Below are 23,340 nucleotides of genomic sequence, written 5' to 3' on the forward strand. Positions count from 1 at the left end.
CTGGTCAGTTCAGGAAGCTCGTTAGAGTCGATCCATCGGTCTTCATTAACAACATAGTAAGGCCAGAAACGAGAGAAAAATATGTGGTTCTACAGACCATACCTTTCACTAGCAACATGGTTAGGACGGAAACTATCATTGGCTCGCTCATCCGTTGGCATAGTCATACCGACTTCATTACAACATAATTAGGCCAGAAACCTGGAAAATTTGTACCAGCGTAATCCTTGTCGTAGACTTCATTAACAACATAGTACGGGACAGAAACGGCAGCATAGATGAAAAATCCTTTCTGTTCTAGATCCTGACTTCATTAATAACATAGTACGTACAGAAACCATCATTTCCATAGGCATCAGATAACCAGATACTTGCTTCATTAATAACATAGTACGTACAGAAACTTTAATGGCTCCATTATACAAATTATTACGCTATAGCTTCATTAATAACATAGTACGGACAGAAACGATGAGTTCCGCTTTTAATTTGGATTTAAGCATTATTTATCAACTTCATTAACATCATAGTTAGGACAGAAACGCTCCATGAGAAATCCAATATTAAAAAGGCTATGAATCTTCATCAACAACATAATTAGGACAGAAACTTTTGGGATTCCTCTTGATAGAATCCTTAAGCAACACTTCATCAACAACATAATTAGGCCAGAAACGTGCCGTCTTTATCTAAGCTAATCACATCTACCCTAGCCTTCATCAACAACATAATTAGGACAGAAACCTGACCAACTTGCACCCCTCTACTGGACAAATGTCCATACTTCATCAACAACATAATTAGGACAGAAACCAAATCCATCTGTATGAAACATGAGATTCCTTGCCGGAACTTCATCAACAACATAATTAGGACAGAAACTCTCTGTCCAAGGATACGAGATGCCACAAGCATAACAATGAGCTTCATCAACAACATAATTAGGACAGAAACCCCATAGTGGCCTAGAATATACTGGGGTTTCAGATCAAATAAACTAAATAAAAAAACATATACAACACTAAGTAAGCCTTTAGTGATGGGGATTATGGTGTCGTCGATCCCTAGGAGATATTACCGTACTCCAGATCGACGACATCAATTATTTCTTTGCCTACAGCCTTATCAATGATCTTTTCAATGTTCCTTGTTGAAATGTTTCTAGCAGCGTTATAATCTGCGAGGGCTTTAAAACCACAAGCTGTACAAAGAAAATCTGCTTGGTTGACCCGATTTTCTGAATCGATATTACCACATTGAGAACAGCGTTGACTGGTATAACGAGGGTTGACCTTGATTACTTTGATCCCAGATTCTTTTGCCTTATATGCTATCTTCTCTTGAAGATCGAAATACGACCAGTTTTTGTAGAAGACGTCATCTTTGCTAATACCCTGTAGATCTTCCATTTGAATGGTTCCACAGCCATGTTTGACTGCTATATCTACAACAAACTTAGAGTACCTATGATTACAAAGTTTACGGAAATTTGCTATCTTATCTGAAATTACTTCAATTGGCTTAATACGTGCTTGGATACCATGCCCCTTACGTCCTTCTCCACAATATGTACCCTGATGTAAAAGTTCCTTTTTTCTCTTTTCGATTTGGTTCCGAAAGCGATTTATTTCGCCTTTATTGATGTGATATCGCGCATAACTATCACTGAAGGCAATATAGATGGGATGAACTATTCCCATATCAATACCCATAATTAGATCAGGATTAAGTGTTACATCTTCTTTTTCAAAGCTATAACTCAAATTTAAGAACCATTTCCCCTTCTTTCCACTTCCTTTTCCTTTTTGATACAAGATCTGAGAGGCGGCAATGTTATATTTCCCTTCGATAAGCCGTTCGATAATAGCTTTTTGTGTATTATCTCCAACTTTGATTAGCATCTCAAAAGCAGTACTGTTACGTCCTAGTTCTTTCTTATAGGAATCACTTATTAGGTTTACCTTAACGGTGTATCCTTGAATACGTTTGCCAGTTTCATTGTTGTACTCTTCACTACTTAGTATTTTCCGGATTCTTAGATTCTGCTCTTTTCCTTCTTTAAAAGCAGCCGCGACTACATCAATAGGAATATCTTTTTTAAAATTTGGTATAGAACGTTCGCCTCGGAGAATTTCTCCTCTGTCTGAATTCCATTTATCAGTAGCTCGTTTAACTGTTTGAGAGAAATTACCACGGTATAGGCTCGGGAACTCGTGCTTGAGTGTATTGTAAGCATAGCCTTGTAGATTGGTATAGTTAGTTATTTCTTTAAGGTTAGGATAGTGATCTGACTGCCTTTTATACTCAGCGCTGAATCCTTGCCATTCCCACGAAAGTTGTATGGATTTATTTAGAGCATGGCGGGTCTCATATTGTACTTGGCGCAATACTTGACCGAAGACTTCCCAAGTAGAGTCAAGTGGTTTAATGATTTCATACCGCATTACTTTAGTGTGTTTCTTTGTTTTCATCTGTTTAGTCTCCCTTGTAAAATGAATAAACCAGTATACTTCATCTTCATTAATCCACATAGCTAGGACAGAAACGCTTTTGACATTAAACCAGTACTTTATTAAGATAGTTAGGATGAAAAACCATATTAGGAAAGCCCACAACCACTAAGTATGTTCACTAATCATATAGATATGATAAAAAACCAGTAGTACTAGAATGACGCTAATAAAATGATCATTAATAAAAATCGTCGACCCCCAGTGGTTTTGACGCTACTCAGGATCGACGACCACTATGTTATTAATCCATGCGGTTTTCGTGCATGGAATTTCCTCCTCGAATAACGAGGATACCTTATCGAGTGTATTATCGTATAGTAACGATCACTATCTCGACTTAAGGGCGTTGAATCGCCCCGAAGTTTCTGTCCATGTGGATATTGTAGACTATCTAGATGCTGATAGGAATGCTAAAATAATTACAAAATATCCTTAAATATATTGTTTATCCTAATAATTAGGAGATAACCCTTGCATCAAAAATTTTTTCTTCTATTAATATAGAGGTTTTTGGGTGCCATGCAGGAAATCCTAAATGGATCAATTTTTTTCGCAGATAAAGGGGGTTATAATAGGACTAGATTTTACTGCTAACAAAACTGCTAATGAGTTTGCTAACAAACCATAGAAAATGAGGTTAATTGGGGTTATACTATATTTCATGAAACCGCGGTCTGTTTAGGACAATTACACTCCATTACACTGTATAAGGTAGATTCCGTGGACTTGAAAACCGCCGACGTTGCAAGGCGTCCGTGGGTTCGAATCCCACCCTCTCTGCCAAACGAAAAGTGCAATCTGGAGTAAAATCCGATTGCACTTTTTGTGTGTATGATATTATTTACATTGAGTGTTTTCGTCGGCTTTTTATATCCAAGTCGAAAGCTAGTTTTCTCCGCCAACACGAATATGCATTTGATAAATACTACAACTGCTATCTACGGTTATCCACAACTATCTGTGGATAACTTTTTCTTAACATGAATAGGGAATGGTGACCAAGTTGATAGATTTCTTAATCTTGGAATTTCTAAACTTTTAGGTATCCTAATTGGTTTATCATTATGGTCTGGGACTCTGGGGAAACCTAAAGATGCATAAAATCAAATCAAATCACTTCTAGGTCAATTTGTGTGGTTAGATTATTTTTTAATTTTAATAATCTTTAATATCAGATATTTTAAATATGTGTATCAAATTAGCGATAAGAAGGTATATAAAATGATGAAATGTCCAGCTAAATATATAGATACTGTTGCCTCCATTACTAAAGGTATAGCTAAGTTTATTAATGAGGGAATCTCCAAAGGAGGAACCCAGTAAATGCTCTTTCTTGTGATATTAATATGGATTGTAGGGATATTGATTCTCTTTGCTGATTTTAGAAATGCAAGTGCTCGGTGGGCGAGTGCAACTCTCTTTTGTGGTGGTTCAGGAGGATTGTCAGCAGTCATTGACGACCAAATGAAACCGCTCTTTGAAAGTAACTCCGATGTTTTTCAGTATTTACTTTTAGCTGGAAATATTACATCGTTCGTATCTCACTATCTGACGCCATATGCTTTTATTCTATTTGGATTTATGTACTCCGAATTTGTTCCTAAAAAATATATTTGGATACTGCAGTTTTTCCTTTTTATTCCGATCGTAGGAATGCTTATGTTTTATCCTGTGCATCCAGTTTTTGTTATTCCATATTACCTAACGTCCTTCTGGGTTGTTCCCTATATTTTGTTCGGTGTTATCCTTCTTACGTGGTCCTATATTAGGGAAAAAAATCCTTTCATGAAAAGAAGTAGATTCTTTACCTGCTTGGGGTTTATTCCTATTATGCTGAATGCAGTAACTACTAGTTATTTTCTACGCATTATAGGGATTGAGGAGGGATGGCGTTATAATTACTGGGCTACTCTTTTCCTGTTCGGTGTTTTCATCATTTCTCTTTTCCGTTTTGGCTTTATTGGAGCTCGTCTAAGGGTTCGGCGTCAGAGTCTTAACTATTCCATCCAGCAGTTAATAACAGAAACATCTATGATAAACCATAGGGTGAGAAATGAATTAGAGAAGATCAAATTATACAGTGATAAAATTAAAAAATACGCAGTGATTACAAATCAAGAGAATTTACAAAGTGATATAGATGTCGTTTTTCAGGTGCAAGAAAAAATGCAAAATACGATGATGAGAATACAACAACAAACAAAGGATCAAGGATTACATTTATCAGAAAATCGAGTTTTGGATATGGTTAGAAAAAGCCTACATCAATTAGAGATTAAATTAAAATCTACCAACATTGAGATAGTGAGCCAATGTAGCAATCATTCTCTGACAATGCTGTGTGATTGCTTATTGGTAGAAGAAACTATATGTAATATTATTTCTAATGCGATTGAAGCCATGCCATGTGGAGGAAAGCTTACTATACAAGTAGATGAGACAAGAAAAGATATTATTTTAATAATCAAAGACACTGGAATTGGTATATCTAAAGTGCGCATTTTCCACGGATTCTAGAACCATTCTTCTCTACAAAATCAAATCCGAGGGAAAATTTTGGCTTAGGACTTTCATTTTGTTACAACGTCATGAGGAAACATGGAGGCAAAATAGACTTTTATACAAAAGAAGGAAGAGGAACTTCTGTATACTTGGCTTTTCCTAAGATCAAGGGGCGAAGATTATGGAGAAGATTCGCACCGTAATGGTTGAGAGGTTGATTACAATAAGAGAAAATCGAGAAGGAGTGAAGCTGAATGTTGTATGAGATTGCCACATTTATTTCCGCTACCGCTGCATTTTTCTTAGCTATTAGTGTACGTAATCTACAGGGGAAAGTTGATGTGTTGAGGAAAGAGAACTTAAAACTGAGGACACAAATAGATGGAGATTATCAATCTGCCTTAGAAGAGGAAGTCAAACGCTTGTTGCAGTCATCTTCAGATATTGAGGTAATCAAGTTCCTGCGCTCTGAAAAAGGTTTCTCACTGCTGGAAGCAAAACAACTGGTTGATTCATTGAAATAGATATCCCTCTGGGTTAAATCCATTACATAAAGTAACAAACTAGTAGGCAAGATAAATCTGAAAGGACGGGATTCCATGAAATCATATGAAAACTCTACAACTCCTATTCATTCAGAGGGAACGAGCAAAGGACGTGATGAACGACTCGCAGATCAAGGAACTCCATTGGGGGAGGCTGTGGAAGCCAACAAAGAGAAGAAGTTGAAGGGACCTAATGCTCCGGCTACATAAAAGGGATATAGGCGGTTCCCTGGGAGTGTATCCAATAAACAACGAGGTGCAATCAGATGTTTACGCTAGATTGCACCTCGTTTGGTTATAAAGCCATTTACAACATTTTTTCACCTAACATAACCAATTGTCGAGTCATTTCTCCACCAACATAGCCATTCTCACGGGATGAGGTATCTGCTCCGAGTTGAACTCCCAATTCTGATGCGATTTCAACCTTCATTTGATCCAGACTGTTTTGCACTTGATCATTATGAGTGTGTTTCTGTTTCATTTAAGCACCTCCTTTATTGCTCCTTAGTATGGTCGATGAAAAAGGGAATATGCTTAATTATCAGCACCTTTTATTTCCAAAAAACGACAGCACCACTCATTTTATATATTATGATTGAGTATAAAAACATTTTATTATATTCTCGAGAAGTACAATTACGGGAAGCTAATCATCTAACGAACCGATATTGATAAAGTATGGAGACTAAGGAATATAGCTATATTGCTGAGCTTACAGGAAGTAGAGTCCCACGGAGTGCTTTTCCAGTCCAGCATACTAAAGGAACTTTCAAGAATAATGTGTTGAAAAAGGATTTGCTGGGTACGTAGTAGAGATACCTCGCCTCGTTGCTGAAGGAGGAATAGTCCATTGGAATCAATTGGATCGTTAATAGGTTATTTAATCATGGGTTTCTTCATCATTGTTTTTACTGGAGTTATTATTTTCATTATTTCCACTCTCATTCGAGGCTTGTTTAGATGGATACGTAATAATAATCAACCTGTGCAAGCGGTAAATGCTATGATAATAAGTCGACGCTCTATCAAGCAATACACCTTTGTGGCTTTTGAGGGAGAGAATGGCGATCGTATGGAGTTCCGTATGAGTATGTATAACTCTGGATTATTAGTAGTAGGAGATAGGGGAGTACTTACGTTTCAAGGTACTCGGTTTAAAGGATTTCAACGGAAGTAGAAGTGGAATGATAGATATACTCTGCCTATTTAGGTTGCTAGATCATACATAAGCAAATAGAAGAAGGTGTAGATTTGGACACATTTCCTAAGTACATATATGCTGAAATAACCGCGCCTCGTGATCCTGCCAATCGAATGTGTGGGGATTCCTCTAAAGAGGGAAGTCATGCCTTCATGAAGTGGGAACTATGGAAAAAAATCGTCGATGAGTGTAGTCAATACGAAGATGTAATACTTGAGCCAGCTTGGGAAGGAGAGCCTATGCTCCATCCGCAATTCGAAGAATTTATGGCATATGCGATCACAAAGCTAGGTGAAAGAATATGCCTAACTACCGACGGTACACTTATCAGTGAACAAAACATGGAAACATTGAGTAATCTAAGATCGATTACAGTCAATGTGAATAGTGATAAGGGGTTTGAAAATGCTGTAGGGTTGCAAAAAGGACGATATAATGGAAATGAACAACATACCTATCTCACGCTGTCTTTTGTCTCTGGTAGTGAGGCTGCTCAAAAGTATTTCGATTACATAGTTGGGGATCCATATCAGGAATTTCGAGGATTCGATTTTGTTGTCTATTATTACGATTTAAAAGAGGGTTCCCCGTACCATGATCCATATGTAGGGAAGACGATTTTGATTGATCCAGAGGGATCTGTTGCCCCCTATTTGCATCCCTACGATCAAAAGGGAGCGAATCTAGATACAAGCACCCTAGCAGATATTTGGCGTGGTTATGATCTGAAAGATTCTCCAGATCAAGTGTATCGTTCCTGTGCGACTCGTAACCGTTATGGTAGCCAATTCTATAATCCCGCAAATGAGTATAGTCAACTGACCGATTGTCCAAGATGTGATGGGTTCCTGTTTCAGAATTCTACTTTCTGTTTCGATTGTGAGAGGCAGGATGGAATAGCCAAACTAACATCCCAGATTCAAGAGATTACAGATAGTAAGATTTTGTCTGGTTACAAAGTGTTTCGAATGAGTCCAACAGAGTTTGAAGCATATAAGCTAGAGGATCTCGAAGAAGATGATGATGGACCATACAGTTACTGTGATTCGAACGGTGACGCAGATGAGATAGCAGAGCACATCCAAGATACGATTACTTCAGAATTGGATATGGAAGGGTATAGTTGCTCTCAATGCGGTGCGTCGATCAAACGGAATGAAACAATATGTCTAGGATGTTATGAAAGGGAAGGGTTAGATAAAATTACATCTGATATAATTAAAATTACAGAAATCGGAATTGTGTCTGATGCGATGATTAAACGAATTAGCCCGACGGAATTTGAAGTATACAACGACCAACATATATGCAAATGTAGTGGTAATGCACAAAAGGTAGCTGAATACGTCTACTTTTTCTATCCCTATTAAAAACGATATAGTAAAAAGAGCCGTCTAGCATGGAACTGGACGGCTTTTTGGTATGTCATCCATTGTGTTGATAGATTACAACTTTGTAATATAAGTGTAAGTCGAATGAAATAGTTTTAATTATGATCTTATAATATTATTTATTCATGGGAGAAAGATAACAACTTAAATACAAAGGAGATTATATATATGAAAAAGAAGTTATTTCCAATCATAGCAGCAGGAGTGGCAACGGCGGTTTTTTTAGTAGGTTGCGGAAAAGAAGAAAAGAAAAAAGAAGAGCCTAAAAAGCCTGCTGTTGAGCAAAACACAAATACAACACCACCAGCTACCGGAACACAACCATCTCAGGGAAGTACAACTCAACCGGAAAAAGGTAAAACAGACGATAAAGCCAAAAAAGGTACAGATACAAAGGAAAACGAGAAAAAATAACTTGCCCATTCGTATAGATGAAGGTAATGAATGAAATTCCTTTATGCGGAAATGAGTAAGTGGATAAAAAATAGATTACATTATGCTAAATCATGTAGATTTCACAACAAACTATATACACATATATGCATACTTAATGCGTACTTACCGTTCACGGCTAAGTACGCATTCTTTTGTCGTTTTTAAGCCATATATACACTTGAAAAGTATTTAAACTTGTAGTGAGATAGAAAGAGAGGGGGATTATGAATTTGTCTAAGCAGATCTTAATCGTAGATGATGAAAAAGAAATCGTAAACTTAATTGATATCTCTTTACAGAATGAAGGTTTTACTACATTAAAAGCGTACGATGGGGAAGAGGCTCTTGAAATCTTGAAAGAAAATTCTGTCCATTTGATTATTCTAGATATAATGATGCCTAAAAAGAATGGCTTGGAGTTTTGCCAACTGGTTAGACAACATGATAATACTCCCATTCTGATGTTAAGTGCTAAATCAGAAGACATGGATAAGATAACGGGCCTGATGACAGGAGCAGACGATTATATGGCCAAGCCATTTAATTTGTTAGAAATGATGGTTCGTGTGAAAGCGCTTTTACGAAGAGCCTATTACTTTAATCATCAGCCACTGCAGGAAGATAGTGAGATGGTGCGTTTAGGAGAGCTGACCATTAATAGAAAAACATACTCTACTACGGTTGGAGAGGAAAAAATAAATCTAACATCCAAAGAGTTTGAAATCCTATATCTCCTTGCAACACATCTGGGTCAAGTATTTAATTCGGAAGAGATATTTCGCTCAGTATGGAAGGAAAAGTATTATGAAGCCAACAATACTGTTATGGTTCATATCAGTAATTTACGAGATAAACTAGAGAAAACACTAGGGTATAAAGTAATTCATACCATTTGGGGAGTGGGTTACAAGATTGAGGGATAAAACGTATTACCGGATTCTATCAAAAATTGCTGTGGTCTTCATTTTTAGTTTATGGAGTTCCTTATTCATTTCAAACTTTGTTTATAATCTACTGAAAAAATATGTACCTAATCTAGACGATATAGAGCACCTATTACCCATTCGTATGGAGTATATATTGGTAGGTCTATTTGGGATTATTATATTTTCTTTGTTTATCGGGAGTTATATTCGATATTTTATTCAAATCTGTCATGCTGTTAGTGAGATTGCACAAGGTGATTCAAAAAAAAGAGTGCCTCTTAAATTTCAAAATGAATTTAGTAAGCTAGCTACCCGGATAAATTTAATTTTGGAGCAATTACGTACAGCTGTTGAGGAAGAACGATTAGCCGAACAGACCAAAAACGAGCTAATCACGAATGTTTCCCACGATTTGCGTACTCCATTAACGTCTATCTTGGGTTATTTGAGCCTAATTGATCGCAATCAATATCAAGATGAAGTAGAGCTTCGATATTATACAGATATTGCTTATCAAAAAGCGCAACGGCTGGATCAATTAGTGAATGACTTATTTGAATACGTTCGGACTAAAAATCCAAAAATGAAACTACAAACAAGGGTAATCAACTTAAAGGAATTGTTGAAGCAGATCGCCATCCAGTTCCAAATTCAGCTTAGGAAAGAAAAAATGAAGTCAAGACTTTCTCTACCAGCTAATGCTGTTTGTGTAGAGGCTGATGGTGATCAGCTAGCAAGGGTATTCGAAAATATCATCTGTAATGCAATGAACTATGGGAAAAAAGGGGTATTCTTGGACATCTCCTTAGAAATCCATGATCATCTTGCAATTGTGAAAATCACGAACTACGGAGATAGTATCCCTCGGGCTGATCTTCCCTATCTTTTCGATCGCTTTTACCGAATTGAAAAGTCAAGATCTGTATATACGGGAGGATCAGGGCTAGGATTAGCTATCACGAAAAATATCATTGAATTGCACAAGGGATTTGTTGCTGTCGAAAGTGATGAAAGTGAAACAAGCTTTCATATCTGTCTCCCGATCTTTAAGCGATGAATACAGGTTATTAGACTCGAAAAGTCCGCTTTGCAAATTAGAAGCGGACTTTTCTTTGCATCTTTGTATCAATCTTACAAAAATGTAAGAGTGATATAGCAGAATAGTAATGTATAATGAAAAGTGTAAACTAATAAAAAGTTTTCACTTTTCAATCAAGATAAAGGAGATGATGTTGTGATCAAGAGTAAGTGGGGTGCAGGGGCTTTATCAGTAGCTCTAGTAACCTCAATCTTTGTCTTCCCTAGTATGACAGAGGCAAAGATGGATAAAAAAGGGACAACCTCAGCTAATTCTACTCGTTCCTTATCCGAATTGAAACAACAAGTTAAACAGCAACAAAAATGGCTGAAAAGCAATGGAATACAGAGAAATACCCCGAAAGAGTCTGTGCAAGAGGCTCAATTTAAAGGGAAGCTAGATTGGTATCAAAATCATACTTATCGCATTGTAGTGGAAAAGGATGGAGTCCTTCAGATTAATGAAAAGAACTCAAACGACAAAGTGAAGTACACCCTCATGAACACAACTAGTTTCGAAGAAGTGAGTAATGGAGCTAAGGTACCTACTGGAGAGTATTTTCTCTCTGTGTGGTATGACCAAGATCTCCCTCCTTCGGAAAATGACGTATCGTATGAGGTAAAAGTTAGTGGGATTTCCATGAATTCAGTAGACAATACAGTTCCAGAACTTCAGACAAACGCACCTACTAAACACGAATTACGGTTGACGACAGAGGCAAAGAATTTTTCACTTAAGGGCTCTGTTAAGGGAGCAGACCGCGTTGACATTACGGCTAACAGTACCAGCTATGGTTTGAGAGGATTCATATATTCGGAAGCGTTGCCCTTAAACCCAGGGAACAACTCCTATCAAATAACGGCCCGAGAGATGTCTGGAAATATGGCTAATGAATTATTTGAAGTAGTTAAGCCACATCTTCAGCGGTATAACGGCTTGAATCCGGCGGGTATTTCTGCTCAATTAAGCAAGCAACGATATCCTAGTGGTGCAGAGACCGTTGTGATTGCGAATTCCCATTTTGGATCAGAAGCTCTTACGGCGCCTGCCCTTTCTTCTGTTACCAATGCACCTATTCTTTTAACAGATGCTAATCAATTACCAGCGGCGGTAAGTACTGAAATCAAACGATTAGGTCCATCCAAAGCGATCATCTTAGGTGATGATAAAATTGTTTCCAAAGCAGTCGAGGAGCAACTAAAAAAGATGAACATACAGATTGATCGCCAAGCAGGGAGTAATCCATTTATCAGTACTTCGCAGATGGCCGAAAAGATCTTAAAGGAAAATGAGATCGACTCCGTGGCGATCGTAGAAGCTTCTGATTTCGCAAGTGCGATGTACATGAGTGCCGGTTATAGCTCGCCTATTTTACTGGTAGAAAAGGATCGAATTCCTGTTGAAACGAAGTCGGTATTAAAGAAATATCCCCAGATTAAGAATCTACTCGTGGTGGGGCCAAAGGGTCAAATCTCTGAAGCAGTGAAAAAGCAACTAGGTTCATATGGAAAGGTAATGGAAGTGACTGGAAAGGATCGTTTGGAGGTAGGTGTGAATGTAATCCGTCATTTCAGTAAGATGAACGAAGCAGAGGTAAGTGAGTTTGTCATTGTGAAAGATCAGGATTACGCATCATCTTTATTGGGCGGAGGCTTTTATACTCCTATATTGTTTGCCCCGACCCATTCTTTGGACAAGTCCGTTTCTACCTACCTTAGTGAGAATAAACCAAATGTGATATATCTCTTAGGTGGAAAAGAGGTCATCTCGATGCAAGTAGAACGTCAGTTGAAAGAAAAATTGAATTAGAGAGTTCAATCAAATCAATAGGAAAGAAGTTACCATTTGAGGAGGCATCATCTTTCCTATTGATGAAAACGTAACCTAAAGGGGAGAAACAAATGAAATTTTCAAAAGTTATGCTAGCTGGAGCTTTAACTTTGCTTTCTGTTGTCCCGCCGACGGTTTCATCAGCTGCGTCTACGCCTAAGAGTGACTATACATTAATGGTTTATATGGTTGGTTCTGACTTGGAGAGTGGTGGTAATTATGCGTCTACAGATTTGAAAGAGATGATGAAAGTCGGATCGACGAAAAATGTGAATGTGGTAGTGGAGACAGGCGGATCAAACGACTGGGGAAATCAGAAAATTAGCAACAAGGAAAACCAACGCTGGATCGTCAAGAAAAATGACATTGAGAATGTTGGAAATGTTGGGGACAGAAATATGGGCAATCCGAAATCGTTAACCGATTTTATTGATTGGTCGATGAAAAAGTATCCAGCCAAAAAATATGGAATGGTTCTTTGGAATCATGGTGGAGGTTCCGTCGTCGGGTATGGGGCGGATGAAAAGCATGACTACGACGCTTTAACGTTATCTGAACTACAACAAGCGTTGGATAAGTCACAAGCGAAGACCAATAAGTTTGATATGATTGGGTTCGATGCCTGTCTAATGGGGAATGTGGAAGTCGCTAAGTTATTGCAGCCATACGGCAAATATTTGGTTGGTTCGGAAGAGTTGGAGCCTGTACACGGATGGGATTACACTCCTTTTCTAAAAACGTTGACCACCTCTTCTCAGAAAACAGGTGATGTGGTTGGAAAAGTGATTGCAGATTCATATGTGAAGCAATCAAAAGACTTCGGCACCGCGGATGACATTACTTTATCCGTTGTTGATATGGATAAAGCAGTGGATGTTACGAAGAAAGTAGAAAGTTTAGCCAAGAAACTAAAAGCCAATATGGAAGATGATGAAGCATTACAAGCCATTGCAAAAGCACGCTTTCGGTCAGAGGATTACGGTGGTTCTGGGGGACCTGGAGATACTGATATGGTAGATATCGTAGATCTGGCAGAGCAATTATCTACCCTGTATCCCAAAGAATCGAAAGCATTAATTAGTTCAGTTAAAAAGTCAGTCATTTATAACATCAATAGCTTGGGGAATCCGCGGGCAAATGGATTATCTATCTACTTCCCATCGGAGGATCGTCCGAGCTTTAAATCGAATGCGGTGAAGTACGACAAAAACAATTTTTCTGAAATATACGAGAAGTTTCTCAAGGGGTATGTGGATCGATTGTTAGATGATGAAAAGCGCATCAAGTCAGAGAAACTACCTCTTCAAAAATTTGCATCAAATCAAACTGCCACGGGTTTTGAAGTGAAGGTAAGCCCAGAAGATGCTTCCTCGCTCGTTAGTGTGAAAGGGATTGTAGGTCAGTATGAAACCGGATCGATGAGTACAGTTCGGATTCTCGGTGCCGATAACAGTCAGGTGAAGCTGGATGAGAAAACAGGCATCATCAAGGGACAATGGAATCAAAATTGGCCTATGCTATCAGGACAAATGGTTCCGATGTTCATTACGAATCAGACGGCTCAACAGGCAAACTATGTAATCCCTGTTAAAATAAACGGTGAAAAAATGGAGTTAGTCGTCCTTCACAACAAGCAAGCTAATACGTATGACATTTTGGGTGCATGGCGTGGAGTAGACCCGAAAACAGGTGTACCGGATCGAAATCTCCATCAAGTGAACGAGGGAGATCAGGTTGCTCCAGTATACCCAACTATTGACAAGAAAACCAATGAGCGCGGGATGGTAGATGGAGCAGAGTTTACTGCTGGAAAAACAATCAATCTTCAGTGGCAAGCACTTCCAAAAGATCAGAATTTCCTATACGGATTTGATCTTACCAATTTTGCACAAAACCGTTCTGTTTCCGATTTTACGACTGTAAAGTAAAGGTCATACAAACCTGCCCATCGTTATTTGAGATAGGGCAGGTCTATTTTATGGATGATTTATTTTTCAAATTAACAGAATGATCAGCTAAAAAATAGAGAGCCGTTCGTTTAAGGAATCAGTTAAAATTTTAATGTTTAACAAAAACCTCTTTTTTAATATCTATTAGGCCACAATAATATGTGATAATTCCGATTTGAACGCGAGATGTTATATGCCATTTACCCTTTATAGAAGCAATGATTTCTCCTACACGTCGTCTGCTAATAAATAATGACAAAGCAATTTCGTTATCCTTATACCCTTTTGCCACCAAAATCGCAACCTCAACCTCTTTGCAAGAAAGTAAATGATCCATTTAATATCTCCTTTTTTATAAAAGTAAAATAATACATTTATTATTTTAACATATATAACTTTAAAGTTTTAGTGAGAGATAAAGGAAGTTACCCATCTAATCTGATCAGATTAGATGGGTAACTTTATACTTCTTGACTTGTATAGAGCGCGTGATAAAAGCCTCCCTTTTGTAGCAGCTCTTCATGAGTTCCGTTTTCTACTAGTTTTCCTTCATGCATGACTAGGATTCGGTCACTTTGCTGGATGGTACTTAATCGATGAGCAATCATGATTTGAGTGCAATGGAGTTCAGATAGGCAACGTTTTATATTCGCTTCCCGAATATTATCTAAGGCAGATGTAGCTTCATCTAATAAGATAATGTTGGGTTGATGAAGTAGTGCTCTAGCGAGTAAAAGCCGCTGCCTTTGCCCACCGGAGAAGTTACTACCACCCTCAGAGACGATCGTGTTATAACCTAGAGGTTGCTCTACTATATCCTGATGAATATCAGCCATATGGGCAGCTTCTATCAGCTTTTCCATGGGAACTTTTTTATCAAAAAGTGAGATGTTATTCTGAATGGTGCCATGGAATAGCCGGGTCTCCTGTAAGACGACACCTACTTGCTGCCGTAAAGATTGTATATTTATATCAGATAAAGGCTTATTGTCAAAAAAAATCGTTCCTTCGTGAGGTGTGTAAAGCCCGATGAGGATTTTGGCTAATGTACTTTTCCCAGATCCCGAAGCTCCTACAATCGCCACCTTCTCCCCGGGATGGATATGAAGTTGGATATCGGACAGTACATTTTCACTAAAGTAACCATATTTAAAAGATACATTTCTTAGCTCGATTTCCCCAGAAAGTGGAGAAACGATCTCTCCTTTCGTTCCTTCTGGCTTACTTTCAATGACATCTTGTAGGCGGCGTATATAAGAACCTAGGATGATAAATTGAGAGTAAGAGGAGCTAAGTGAGATAATAGGGACCATGAAAGCACTAGATAGCGCGCTAATCCCCAACAATTGTCCTAGCGTAAGGCTACCATCAAGGACTAAAGTAGCACCCATCCAAAGAACTAGCAATGGAGTCGTAAACTGAATGCCACTACTAATCGTATCAAAGGCAGAGGTTAGGAGACTGTGTTTCTTAGCGATAGCTAGTTGGTCGGTAAACAGATTACGCCAATGGTTGTGTACTTTTTCTTCCGCACCTAGTACTTTTACATCACAAATTCCAAATATATTCTCCGTTAAATAGGCTTGCGTTTTCGTTTGTGCAGAAATTTGTTGGTCGGTTAACTTTCGGGTCCACCGTGTACTAAAAGTGAGGATTAAAAATAAAAGGAAGCTTAATAAAGTAATCATCAGCCCTAGATGCCACTCCTGATAGAAGAGCAGACAAGCATAGGAAATAACTAGAATACTATCAATGACGAGGGAAACCGTTTTGCTGGAAAGGATTTGCCTGATATAAACGTTGGAGTTAGCGCGAAAGACCAATTCGCCACCCTTTCGATTTTCAAAAAAGGAAAAGGGAAGGTGAAAAAGCTGGGTAACAAATGCTGTCATTAAGGCTAGATCCAATTTTGTTTGTAATACAACGATGAAATAACTACGTAGAAACGAAAAGAATTGGTGGAATAGAAATAATCCTGCGATCCCGATTCCGATGATCATGAGATACTCATTTTTACCTGGCATGATGACTTCATCTGTGATCCATTGGGTTAGCTGGGGGATTAAAAACCCTAATCCTTGCAATAAAAAAGAAACGAGAATGAGACTGCTTAAAAATGTGGATTGTCCTCTTAGAAAAGAGAGTAGGAATCCCCATTGTGACTTCTTCTTTCGAATTATGAAGCCCTCATCTGGCTCCGCTTGGAACAGATAGCCGGAATATCTTTTCTCTAACTCTTCTATTGAAATCTTCCTTCTACCATTATCAGGATCCACGATCGTAGCGTAGTTTTTGCCTAAGCGCTCTAGGACTACATAATGACGATCTTCCCAGTACAGGATAGCGGGTACTGAAAAAGGGAGTTCAGTTAGCTTTCCCTTATAAACATTGCATTTTAAATGAAAGTCATTTCCAAGTTCTAATAGATTGCCCAGAGAGATTCCCCTTTTTGACACTCCATAGCGCTCTCGAATTTCCGTTAGAGTAATTTTATGACCGTGGTAGTTTAAGATCATCGCTAGTGAGGCTAATCCGCACTCACTATGTTCCATCTGTTCGATAAACGGTACACGTTTAAACATCAAAACTCCTCATTTGTATATAAAATAACCTGAAATGGTGGGATGCATTTCAGGTTTTTGGTGTTATTTTTTGATAGGCATCTGTAAGGATAACACGGATGGAATTTGATCTGGATGAGCTAATCGTAGTAGCTGGTATCCAATTCCTGATAAGCCAACCAATAGCCCTGGCGTTTCTAGAAAATGAGAGATTCCAGTGAGGTATTTACCATTAGATTGCTTATATTGAATGGCATGGTGTCCGATCTGTCGAGATATTTTGATCCATTGTTGCTGCCCTAGTGCATCTCCAGCCATGAGTAGTAGGTCTGAATTGCCTAAATCACCGTGGCAGAGGGACTGGGAATAACCAATGCCGTTCTGAAGAGTAGCTTGTACGGATGAATGGATCTCTTCTTCCAATTGTTTGTCTTGTAAATAAGGCAGACATAAAATTCTGCTGATCCCAATGCCAGATGCACCGTGACACCATTGGGCGGGAGAAGAGGATGTACCATTTGTACGCATATCAAGCCAATTTTGTAAACGGTTATCATATAAGCAGCGATCATACTGGAGTGCTTTTAGGCCCCATTCGTGGAACTTTTCCTGACCAGTGGCACTAGCTAATCTAAATAATGTCCAGGCAATTCCACTAGTTCCATGCGAGAAGCCGCCTAGTAGAGTACTTTTGTTTGGATTGGTTTTCCAAGCGACTCCCTTTTCGGTTTGCACCGCATGCTTAATCAAGTGTTCGCCGTAAGCCTGAGCCACTTGTGCGGGATATGCCCAGTTAAATTGCTGAGCAACATTTAACAAGACATGGATGATGCCTGAACTACCATGGATGAGATCGTAGTGTTGGTCTTTGTCTACTTTCTCCCCAATGAATTGAGTGAGCTCTTCCATATAGGAAGTCCATTCTTCCTTTTCACCGTATAAACCAGTCATATGGGAGAGTGTATACAGAATAGAGGATTGTCCCATAAAAGCATTTGCATCGGCTACATGTTTTCCAGTATGCAAGGCGGTTTGCAAGGCTGAGTGTGACAAGTCGCGAAACGTACTATTTGGACAAATTTGATCCAAGTAGCCGTAAAATACTGAAATGCCACAAACACCACTGTATAGACCGAAATCCATGGGTGCTAGTGTCCATAAGTTATTAGCAGTAGGTGATGGACTGATCCATGTTACATCGTTTTTAACCCCGTATATAGCTTGTTTAGATAGATGAAGTCCGATTTCTTCTGCCGCTGATATAAGAGGTTGAACCGATAAATGGTGACTCGGATCGGGAGTGAAGTGGTACTGTTTCACTTGTAAATGATTCTTAGACTCCACGTTCCCGAGGATGGATGCATGTATATAGTTAGACTGCTGTTCGATTTCTTCAGAGGTTAGGGACTGGATTCGCTTCAATACCTTCTGATAGCTGGATTCTGGGAAGAAATGAGGAATCCTTTTACCCGTACTAGAGATTAAATCGGTGCTATCAACTATGGATGTAAAGAAAGGAATATCACCTTCTAATAGATCTTCAATCTCATGGATAGTGGATCCATTCTCTTTTCTTCTATACCATAGGCGATCTAATATTTTTTCACGCTCTATCGTATCCTCCATATAGTCGGGGTGTTGGGACTCTAGAAGGAAATCATAGTAGAACTGTGTATTACGTAGAATAATGCGTACCTTATCTTGCTTAAACTGTGCTATGGGTCCCTCGTCGTGGAGAAGATCGGCGCGATGCTCTAACATGATTTGATTAGCTTGGTTGAAGCCATTTATGATATCCCTTACATAAGGAGTAATTTCTACAAACTGACCGTTTAACTTAGGTAGGTTTTCTTTGAGTTTGACAACGGCATTTTTGCGAACATACCTCATTTGATCTGTTCTAGGATTTTCTTCTTGTAAAATAGGAGTCGGATATTCTTGCTCCAGTCCCCCTAAACCGCTCATATCTACCCCTGACTCTTCTTTTCCAGAAAATAGAATGAGAGGGAGTATGCCAGTGATTAGTACAGACTCACCAATGCGTTTATTTGCTCTGACTTGAGCAAAATCTTCCAATGACATGGGAACCTCATTATGGAAGAGTGTTTCTAAGTCAATTAAAGTTGGATATTCTCCACGGGCAATGATATTTTCGTAATGGAAGTCGACTCCATGTAAAGTATGAACGATTGCCAGCAAGCCGCCCAAACGATGATAAAACCGCTCTATCTCTTCTTCCGAAGTACATCCTTCGGACGATACAAATTCTTCCCATGTATAATCGTTTTTACCTAACACGTGATAACCATTGAGTGGTGGAGTAAAGCCGTGTTGATTAAACCAGTGTAGTAATTCATGAAAATGGTCAGATACCGAAAGGGATTTTGGTTTATAGATGACTCGCTTGGAATCAAACTGAAAGTGCATAACAGTTCTACCTTGTTGATGTGAGTCACCCATCCCAGCAGAAATGGAGGTAAGTGGTTGACTAGGGTCTATGTGAAATTCTTGGTGAATTTGCTTTCGGTCGCTAATATATCTAGTGATAGCCTCTAAGAGTGCTTGGATAAAATAATGGGTCCGTGTTATTAAAAGTCGAACAAGTGTAGGATATTCGTTATAGATGAATTCTAGTTGATCAGGATTCATTATTTTTTGCTTAATAAAAGATTGGAATCGTGCTTCCGAATGATCGCCTTCTAGTTCTCCCATTTCTCTAGCGATGTGCAGCTCTAATACGAGAGTTCTCCCAGCTATGGAGATTAACCCGTCTACCAAATCAAATAAGATAGAATCTAAAACCGAATTTGTTTGTATCATTTGATTTATTTGCGGAATGTGTTGGAAGTAGTCTTCTACTTTTTTCTTCGCCCATAAATGAAATGGACGTACAGCTAGATGCAAATCCAATTCTGTATCTTCTACGGGAGTGGATCGGTTCAGTTGTAGTGCTTCTTCCAACCAATGCATCCAGTCATCATTTTGTTTTGTCTCGATATTAGTGGCGCACAATATTTTTCCAAATGTGTCTATATCCAATTGAGTAGCACGCAGTTTTTTTTGTAGTGTTGGTTCGTCTAGAAGAGAAACTTCTTGCCATGATTGCAATGCTTCTTCAATCTCTTTTTTTGGTATCTGCTCATGTTCTAAGCTAGTGCAGAATAATTTTGTTCTCTCTTTTAATGTTAGAGATTTATTTATTTGTGGTAGACTCAGATTTATTGGGATGGAGTTAGTATTCATAATTCCCCCTAGGATCGGTTAATCTTGTAAAATAATAGCGTTATAGCATATTGAAATTTTCAATATGCTATAACGTCCATTTATATCATTCTTAGCATCTTTTACATGGAGTAGCCCATGAGCTTTTCATGCCGCAGCCTTCCGCAGCGGTTGTAACAATGACTGTGGTGATGATACGACAAACCGTACCCATGCAAGGATCGTTGTCGTCCAAGCCGCCGCCACTAATGCGGTCGAGCTCCTCTTGTGAAACTTCAACGTACTTTTGACCAGCAGGATGATTTGCCTTTAGTGCAAGTTTGATGTCTTTACGTGACATATGGATCATCTCCTCGGGATAGTTTGATTCAATAAATTATTATATTGAATACATTTTTATTATAAATTTAAAAATAAGAAACCAACACTTCACAAAATAGCATAATTAGCAAAGAGCACTGTCCTTCGCTTTTCGAAAGACAATGCTCTTTTGTACTTAAGGCAACTTCCCAGGTATTGAGTGGAGACACAAAAATTGGACTGACACAACTTTTTTAGTGTCGTGCAATTTCATGATACCATAAGAAAATGGAAAAGTCTATTTTCTTTCGTCAATCAAACAAGTCGTGGTAAATTCCAAATTCCGCTACATATACATACATAGATACTGCCTAGGGGAGGAAGACGGATGTGCGGAATTGTAGGATGGATGAATTACGAGGAAAACTTGAGCTATCAGACTAAAATCATTGATCTCATGAATAAGCAACATGCCGAACGGGGGCCAGATTCAGAGGGAACTTGGATTGGTAAGCATGTGGCATTGGGGCATCGGAGATTAAGTGTGATGGATCCAGAGAACGGGTTACAGCCTATGGTGAAGCAATTTGGTAGTCAGCAGATGGTGGTAACGTACAACGGTGAATTATACAACATGTCTGAGCTCCGGATAGAATTGGAGTCTTTGGGTTATCGTTTTACGACTCAATGCGATACAGAACTGCTTCCTGCTGCTTATCAAGAGTGGGGAGTAGATGCCGCTAAGCGAATGAATGGCATATTTGCGTTTGCGATCTGGGATGAATCGAAACAAGAACTATATATCGCGAGGGATCGGATTGGAGTTAAACCCTTATTTTACGCTCATGTGAAGGACACCTTTGTATTCGGATCTGAGATAAAGTCATTGTTGCAACATCCCGATATTCGTCCAGCTATCGATGAGCAAGGGATAGCTGAAGTGCTGATGATGGGGCCAGCTAGGACTCCTGGTGAAGGTGTGTTTCGTGATATTAAGGAGTTGAAACCGGGGCATTGGCTGAAGGTATCTAGGAGAGGTATTCAAATACATCCATATTGGCAGTTAGTGAGCAGACCACATGAAGACGACTTTGAGACAACGATCACAAAGGTAACAGATCTATTTGAGGCTTCTGTCAGAAGGCAATTAATCTCAGATGTGCCAATTGGAACGATGCTTTCAGGAGGACTGGATTCGAGTGCGATTTCCGCAGTCGCAGCAAAGGTGTTTCGCGAAGAGGGAAAAGGGCAGTTAACCACGTTTTCGATTGATTATCAGGATAATGATCAGTTCTTTCAACAAAATGAATTCCAACCTAATGCGGATTCCCCATGGGCGCAGTTGATGGCGGAATTCTTACAGTCTGATCATCATGTTGTATACCTCAATAATCAAGAACTGGTTGACCATATTCCTAGCGCACTCATCGCAAGGGATTTCCCTGGAATGGCGGATGTGGATAGTTCATTAATGCTGTTCTCTCGAGAGATTAAAAAGGATTTAACCGTTTGTCTTTCTGGAGAATGTGCTGATGAAGTATTTGGTGGCTATCCATGGTTTCATCGGGAAGAAATGGTTCAGGCAGATATCTTTCCATGGGCGCGCTTAACAAATGAGCGGATTCCTTTCATCCGAAAAGATGTTCAGGCTAAAATTCAACCATTGGAATATGTGCAAATGAGATATCAACAAACGTTAGAGGAAGTTCCACGATGTGATCAAGACTCTCCTAACGAGGAGCGGATGAAAGAGCTATTTTACATGAATCTAACACGCTGGATGCCAACCTTACTCGATCGAAAAGATCGCATGAGTATGGCTTACGGATTAGAGGTTCGAGTGCCGTTTTGTGATCACCACTTGGTTGAGTATGTGTGGAACATTCCTTGGTCGATGAAAGCGCATAATGGCAGAGAAAAAGGCTTGTTACGACATGCATTAAAAGGGATTTTGCCAGATGAAATTATCGAACGGAAAAAGAGTCCTTATCCCAAAACCCATCACCCTCTCTATCTACAAACCATGCAAAAGAAAGTAAAGGAATTGCTTCTAGATAAGAAAGCGCCTATTTGGGACTTTCTTGATCATCAAGTGGTTCAACGCTTTGTCGGTCAAGATCTGCAACAGAAGCATTTGCCTTGGTTTGGACAATTGATGAATGTTCCAGCTTTATTAGCTTACTGGCTTCAATTCAATCAGTGGCTCGTTCACTTTCAAGTTCAGTGGAGTTAACGAAGATCCTCTACTCTATTGTGAGTAGGGGATCTTCGTTATATAATGGATAGAAATTAGAAAGTGTGCTATGTGCCCGTAGCTCAGCAGGATAGAGCACTAGTTTCCTAAACTGGGTGTCGGAGGTTCGAGTCCTCTCGGGTGCGCCAATGATATCCAGGACGTTAGGGGCTACGACATTGAAAATATGGTATTGTAGCCCCTAACTGCAAACAAATTGCAAACCTTTACCTAGCTAAAGCCTTTTGAACCTATCCTTCGGACGAGACCATAAGACGTTTTCCTAATGTGTTTTGTGATTATCACAGCGCAATTACACACAAGGAGGCGTATTTTTTATGTCTAGAAAAGGCAAACGAATTATTACCAGAAGGCAAGAGCTGATCGAAATAACCTCTACTAGTTATGATATGTCATCTATAGAGAAAGCCGACAATATCAGTAAAGACAATTATTCGAGGTATAACGAAAACAAAGAAGAATTTGGACTGCTTCCTAATCACCTATACATTAATTCAGTAGTTGTATAGTTACACACGTCCTGCTTTTCCTGCTGTTTTCGAACATTGTCAACCGCGTTCATTATTTTATGAATAATAGATGTGATATATATAATTGCGATTTTTATTATGTGTATAACTTTTGCAAAAG

General features: G+C 38.9%; 18 protein-coding genes and 1 tRNA gene. 13 read left to right on the plus strand and 6 right to left on the minus strand.

The annotated features are described in order from the left end of the window. Window positions 1-1,064: 1,064 nt before the first annotated feature. Window positions 1,065-2,471, minus strand: coding sequence for an RNA-guided endonuclease InsQ/TnpB family protein (locus J2Z48_RS10435; RefSeq protein WP_307253274.1), 1,407 nt, complete (start codon window positions 2,469-2,471; stop codon window positions 1,065-1,067). Between the two features lie 1,365 nt (window positions 2,472-3,836). Here J2Z48_RS10435 and J2Z48_RS10440 point away from each other — a divergent pair. The 4 genes from J2Z48_RS10440 (at window position 3,837) to J2Z48_RS10450 (ending at window position 5,770) form a co-directional block, all read left to right on the plus strand. After that, on the plus strand, window positions 3,837-5,030 hold the full coding sequence (locus J2Z48_RS10440; protein WP_307253275.1) for a sensor histidine kinase: 1,194 nt from the start codon (window positions 3,837-3,839) through the stop codon (window positions 5,028-5,030). Beyond that, window positions 5,024-5,218, plus strand: coding sequence for an ATP-binding protein (locus tag J2Z48_RS15760; RefSeq protein WP_370872922.1), 195 nt, complete (start codon window positions 5,024-5,026; stop codon window positions 5,216-5,218). The genes J2Z48_RS10440 and J2Z48_RS15760 overlap by 7 nt, the downstream gene beginning before the upstream one ends. Window positions 5,219-5,269: 51 nt before the next feature. After that, complete coding sequence (locus tag J2Z48_RS10445) at window positions 5,270-5,539, plus strand: hypothetical protein (protein ID WP_307253277.1); 270 nt, start codon at window positions 5,270-5,272, stop codon at window positions 5,537-5,539. Window positions 5,540-5,614: 75 nt separating this feature from the next. Further along, window positions 5,615-5,770 carry a hypothetical protein gene (locus tag J2Z48_RS10450; protein WP_307253279.1) on the plus strand — a complete coding sequence of 52 codons (156 nt, stop codon included), beginning with the start codon at window positions 5,615-5,617 and terminating at the stop codon, window positions 5,768-5,770. 97 nt (window positions 5,771-5,867) lie between these two features. Here the strand turns inward: J2Z48_RS10450 and J2Z48_RS10455 are convergent, their stop codons facing one another. Beyond that, window positions 5,868-6,044 (minus strand): alpha/beta-type small acid-soluble spore protein, encoded by a 177-nt coding sequence (locus tag J2Z48_RS10455; RefSeq protein WP_307253281.1) that lies wholly within the window; start codon window positions 6,042-6,044, stop codon window positions 5,868-5,870. 369 nt (window positions 6,045-6,413) lie between these two features. On the opposite strand from J2Z48_RS10455, the gene J2Z48_RS10460 reads away from it, so the two are divergent. From J2Z48_RS10460 to J2Z48_RS10490, 7 genes are all read left to right on the plus strand, one after another. Beyond that, window positions 6,414-6,740: a DUF2500 domain-containing protein gene (locus J2Z48_RS10460; protein ID WP_307253283.1), complete on the plus strand. Its 327-nt coding sequence runs from the start codon at window positions 6,414-6,416 to the stop codon at window positions 6,738-6,740. A 176-nt stretch (window positions 6,741-6,916) separates the two neighbouring features. Next, window positions 6,917-8,134: a radical SAM protein gene (locus J2Z48_RS10465; protein WP_307253285.1), complete on the plus strand. Its 1,218-nt coding sequence runs from the start codon at window positions 6,917-6,919 to the stop codon at window positions 8,132-8,134. A 189-nt stretch (window positions 8,135-8,323) separates the two neighbouring features. After that, entirely contained in the window at window positions 8,324-8,569 is a 246-nt protein-coding gene (locus J2Z48_RS10470) for a hypothetical protein (protein WP_307253286.1), read from the plus strand. 251 nt (window positions 8,570-8,820) lie between these two features. Then, a complete protein-coding gene (locus J2Z48_RS10475; RefSeq protein ID WP_307253287.1) occupies window positions 8,821-9,513 on the plus strand; it encodes a response regulator transcription factor in 693 nt (230 codons plus the stop codon). Then, window positions 9,503-10,573, plus strand: a complete 1,071-nt coding sequence (locus tag J2Z48_RS10480) for a sensor histidine kinase (protein ID WP_307253288.1) — start codon at window positions 9,503-9,505, stop codon at window positions 10,571-10,573. The genes J2Z48_RS10475 and J2Z48_RS10480 overlap by 11 nt, the downstream gene beginning before the upstream one ends. Before the next feature lie 177 nt (window positions 10,574-10,750). After that, window positions 10,751-12,403: a cell wall-binding repeat-containing protein gene (locus J2Z48_RS10485; protein ID WP_307253289.1), complete on the plus strand. Its 1,653-nt coding sequence runs from the start codon at window positions 10,751-10,753 to the stop codon at window positions 12,401-12,403. A gap of 92 nt (window positions 12,404-12,495) precedes the next feature. After that, window positions 12,496-14,352, plus strand: a complete 1,857-nt coding sequence (locus J2Z48_RS10490) for a clostripain-related cysteine peptidase (RefSeq protein WP_307253290.1) — start codon at window positions 12,496-12,498, stop codon at window positions 14,350-14,352. 130 nt (window positions 14,353-14,482) lie between these two features. Here J2Z48_RS10490 and J2Z48_RS10495 read toward each other — a convergent pair whose 3' ends face one another. The 4 genes from J2Z48_RS10495 to J2Z48_RS10510 all read right to left on the minus strand — a co-directional run bounded on the left by J2Z48_RS10495 (window position 14,483) and on the right by J2Z48_RS10510 (window position 20,496). Next, entirely contained in the window at window positions 14,483-14,710 is a 228-nt protein-coding gene (locus J2Z48_RS10495; RefSeq protein WP_307253291.1) for a LuxR C-terminal-related transcriptional regulator, read from the minus strand. Between the two features lie 124 nt (window positions 14,711-14,834). Beyond that, window positions 14,835-16,955, minus strand: a complete 2,121-nt coding sequence (locus tag J2Z48_RS10500) for a peptidase domain-containing ABC transporter (protein WP_307253292.1) — start codon at window positions 16,953-16,955, stop codon at window positions 14,835-14,837. Between the two features lie 63 nt (window positions 16,956-17,018). Then, a complete protein-coding gene (locus J2Z48_RS10505) occupies window positions 17,019-20,177 on the minus strand; it encodes a type 2 lanthipeptide synthetase LanM family protein (RefSeq protein ID WP_307253293.1) in 3,159 nt (1,052 codons plus the stop codon). Window positions 20,178-20,268: 91 nt separating this feature from the next. Next, a complete protein-coding gene (locus J2Z48_RS10510) occupies window positions 20,269-20,496 on the minus strand; it encodes a hypothetical protein (RefSeq protein ID WP_307253294.1) in 228 nt (75 codons plus the stop codon). A 348-nt stretch (window positions 20,497-20,844) separates the two neighbouring features. Here J2Z48_RS10510 and asnB point away from each other — a divergent pair, with 348 nt between their 5' ends. Both asnB and J2Z48_RS10520 read left to right on the plus strand, forming a co-directional pair. Next, window positions 20,845-22,689: an asparagine synthase (glutamine-hydrolyzing) gene (gene asnB / locus J2Z48_RS10515; protein ID WP_307253295.1), complete on the plus strand. Its 1,845-nt coding sequence runs from the start codon at window positions 20,845-20,847 to the stop codon at window positions 22,687-22,689. A gap of 72 nt (window positions 22,690-22,761) precedes the next feature. Then, window positions 22,762-22,838 (plus strand) — tRNA-Arg (locus J2Z48_RS10520). Window positions 22,839-23,340: the final 502 nt, after the last annotated feature.

The organism is Croceifilum oryzae (genome assembly GCF_030814315.1).
Taxonomy (GTDB): Bacteria; Bacillota; Bacilli; order Thermoactinomycetales; family Thermoactinomycetaceae; genus Baia; species Baia oryzae.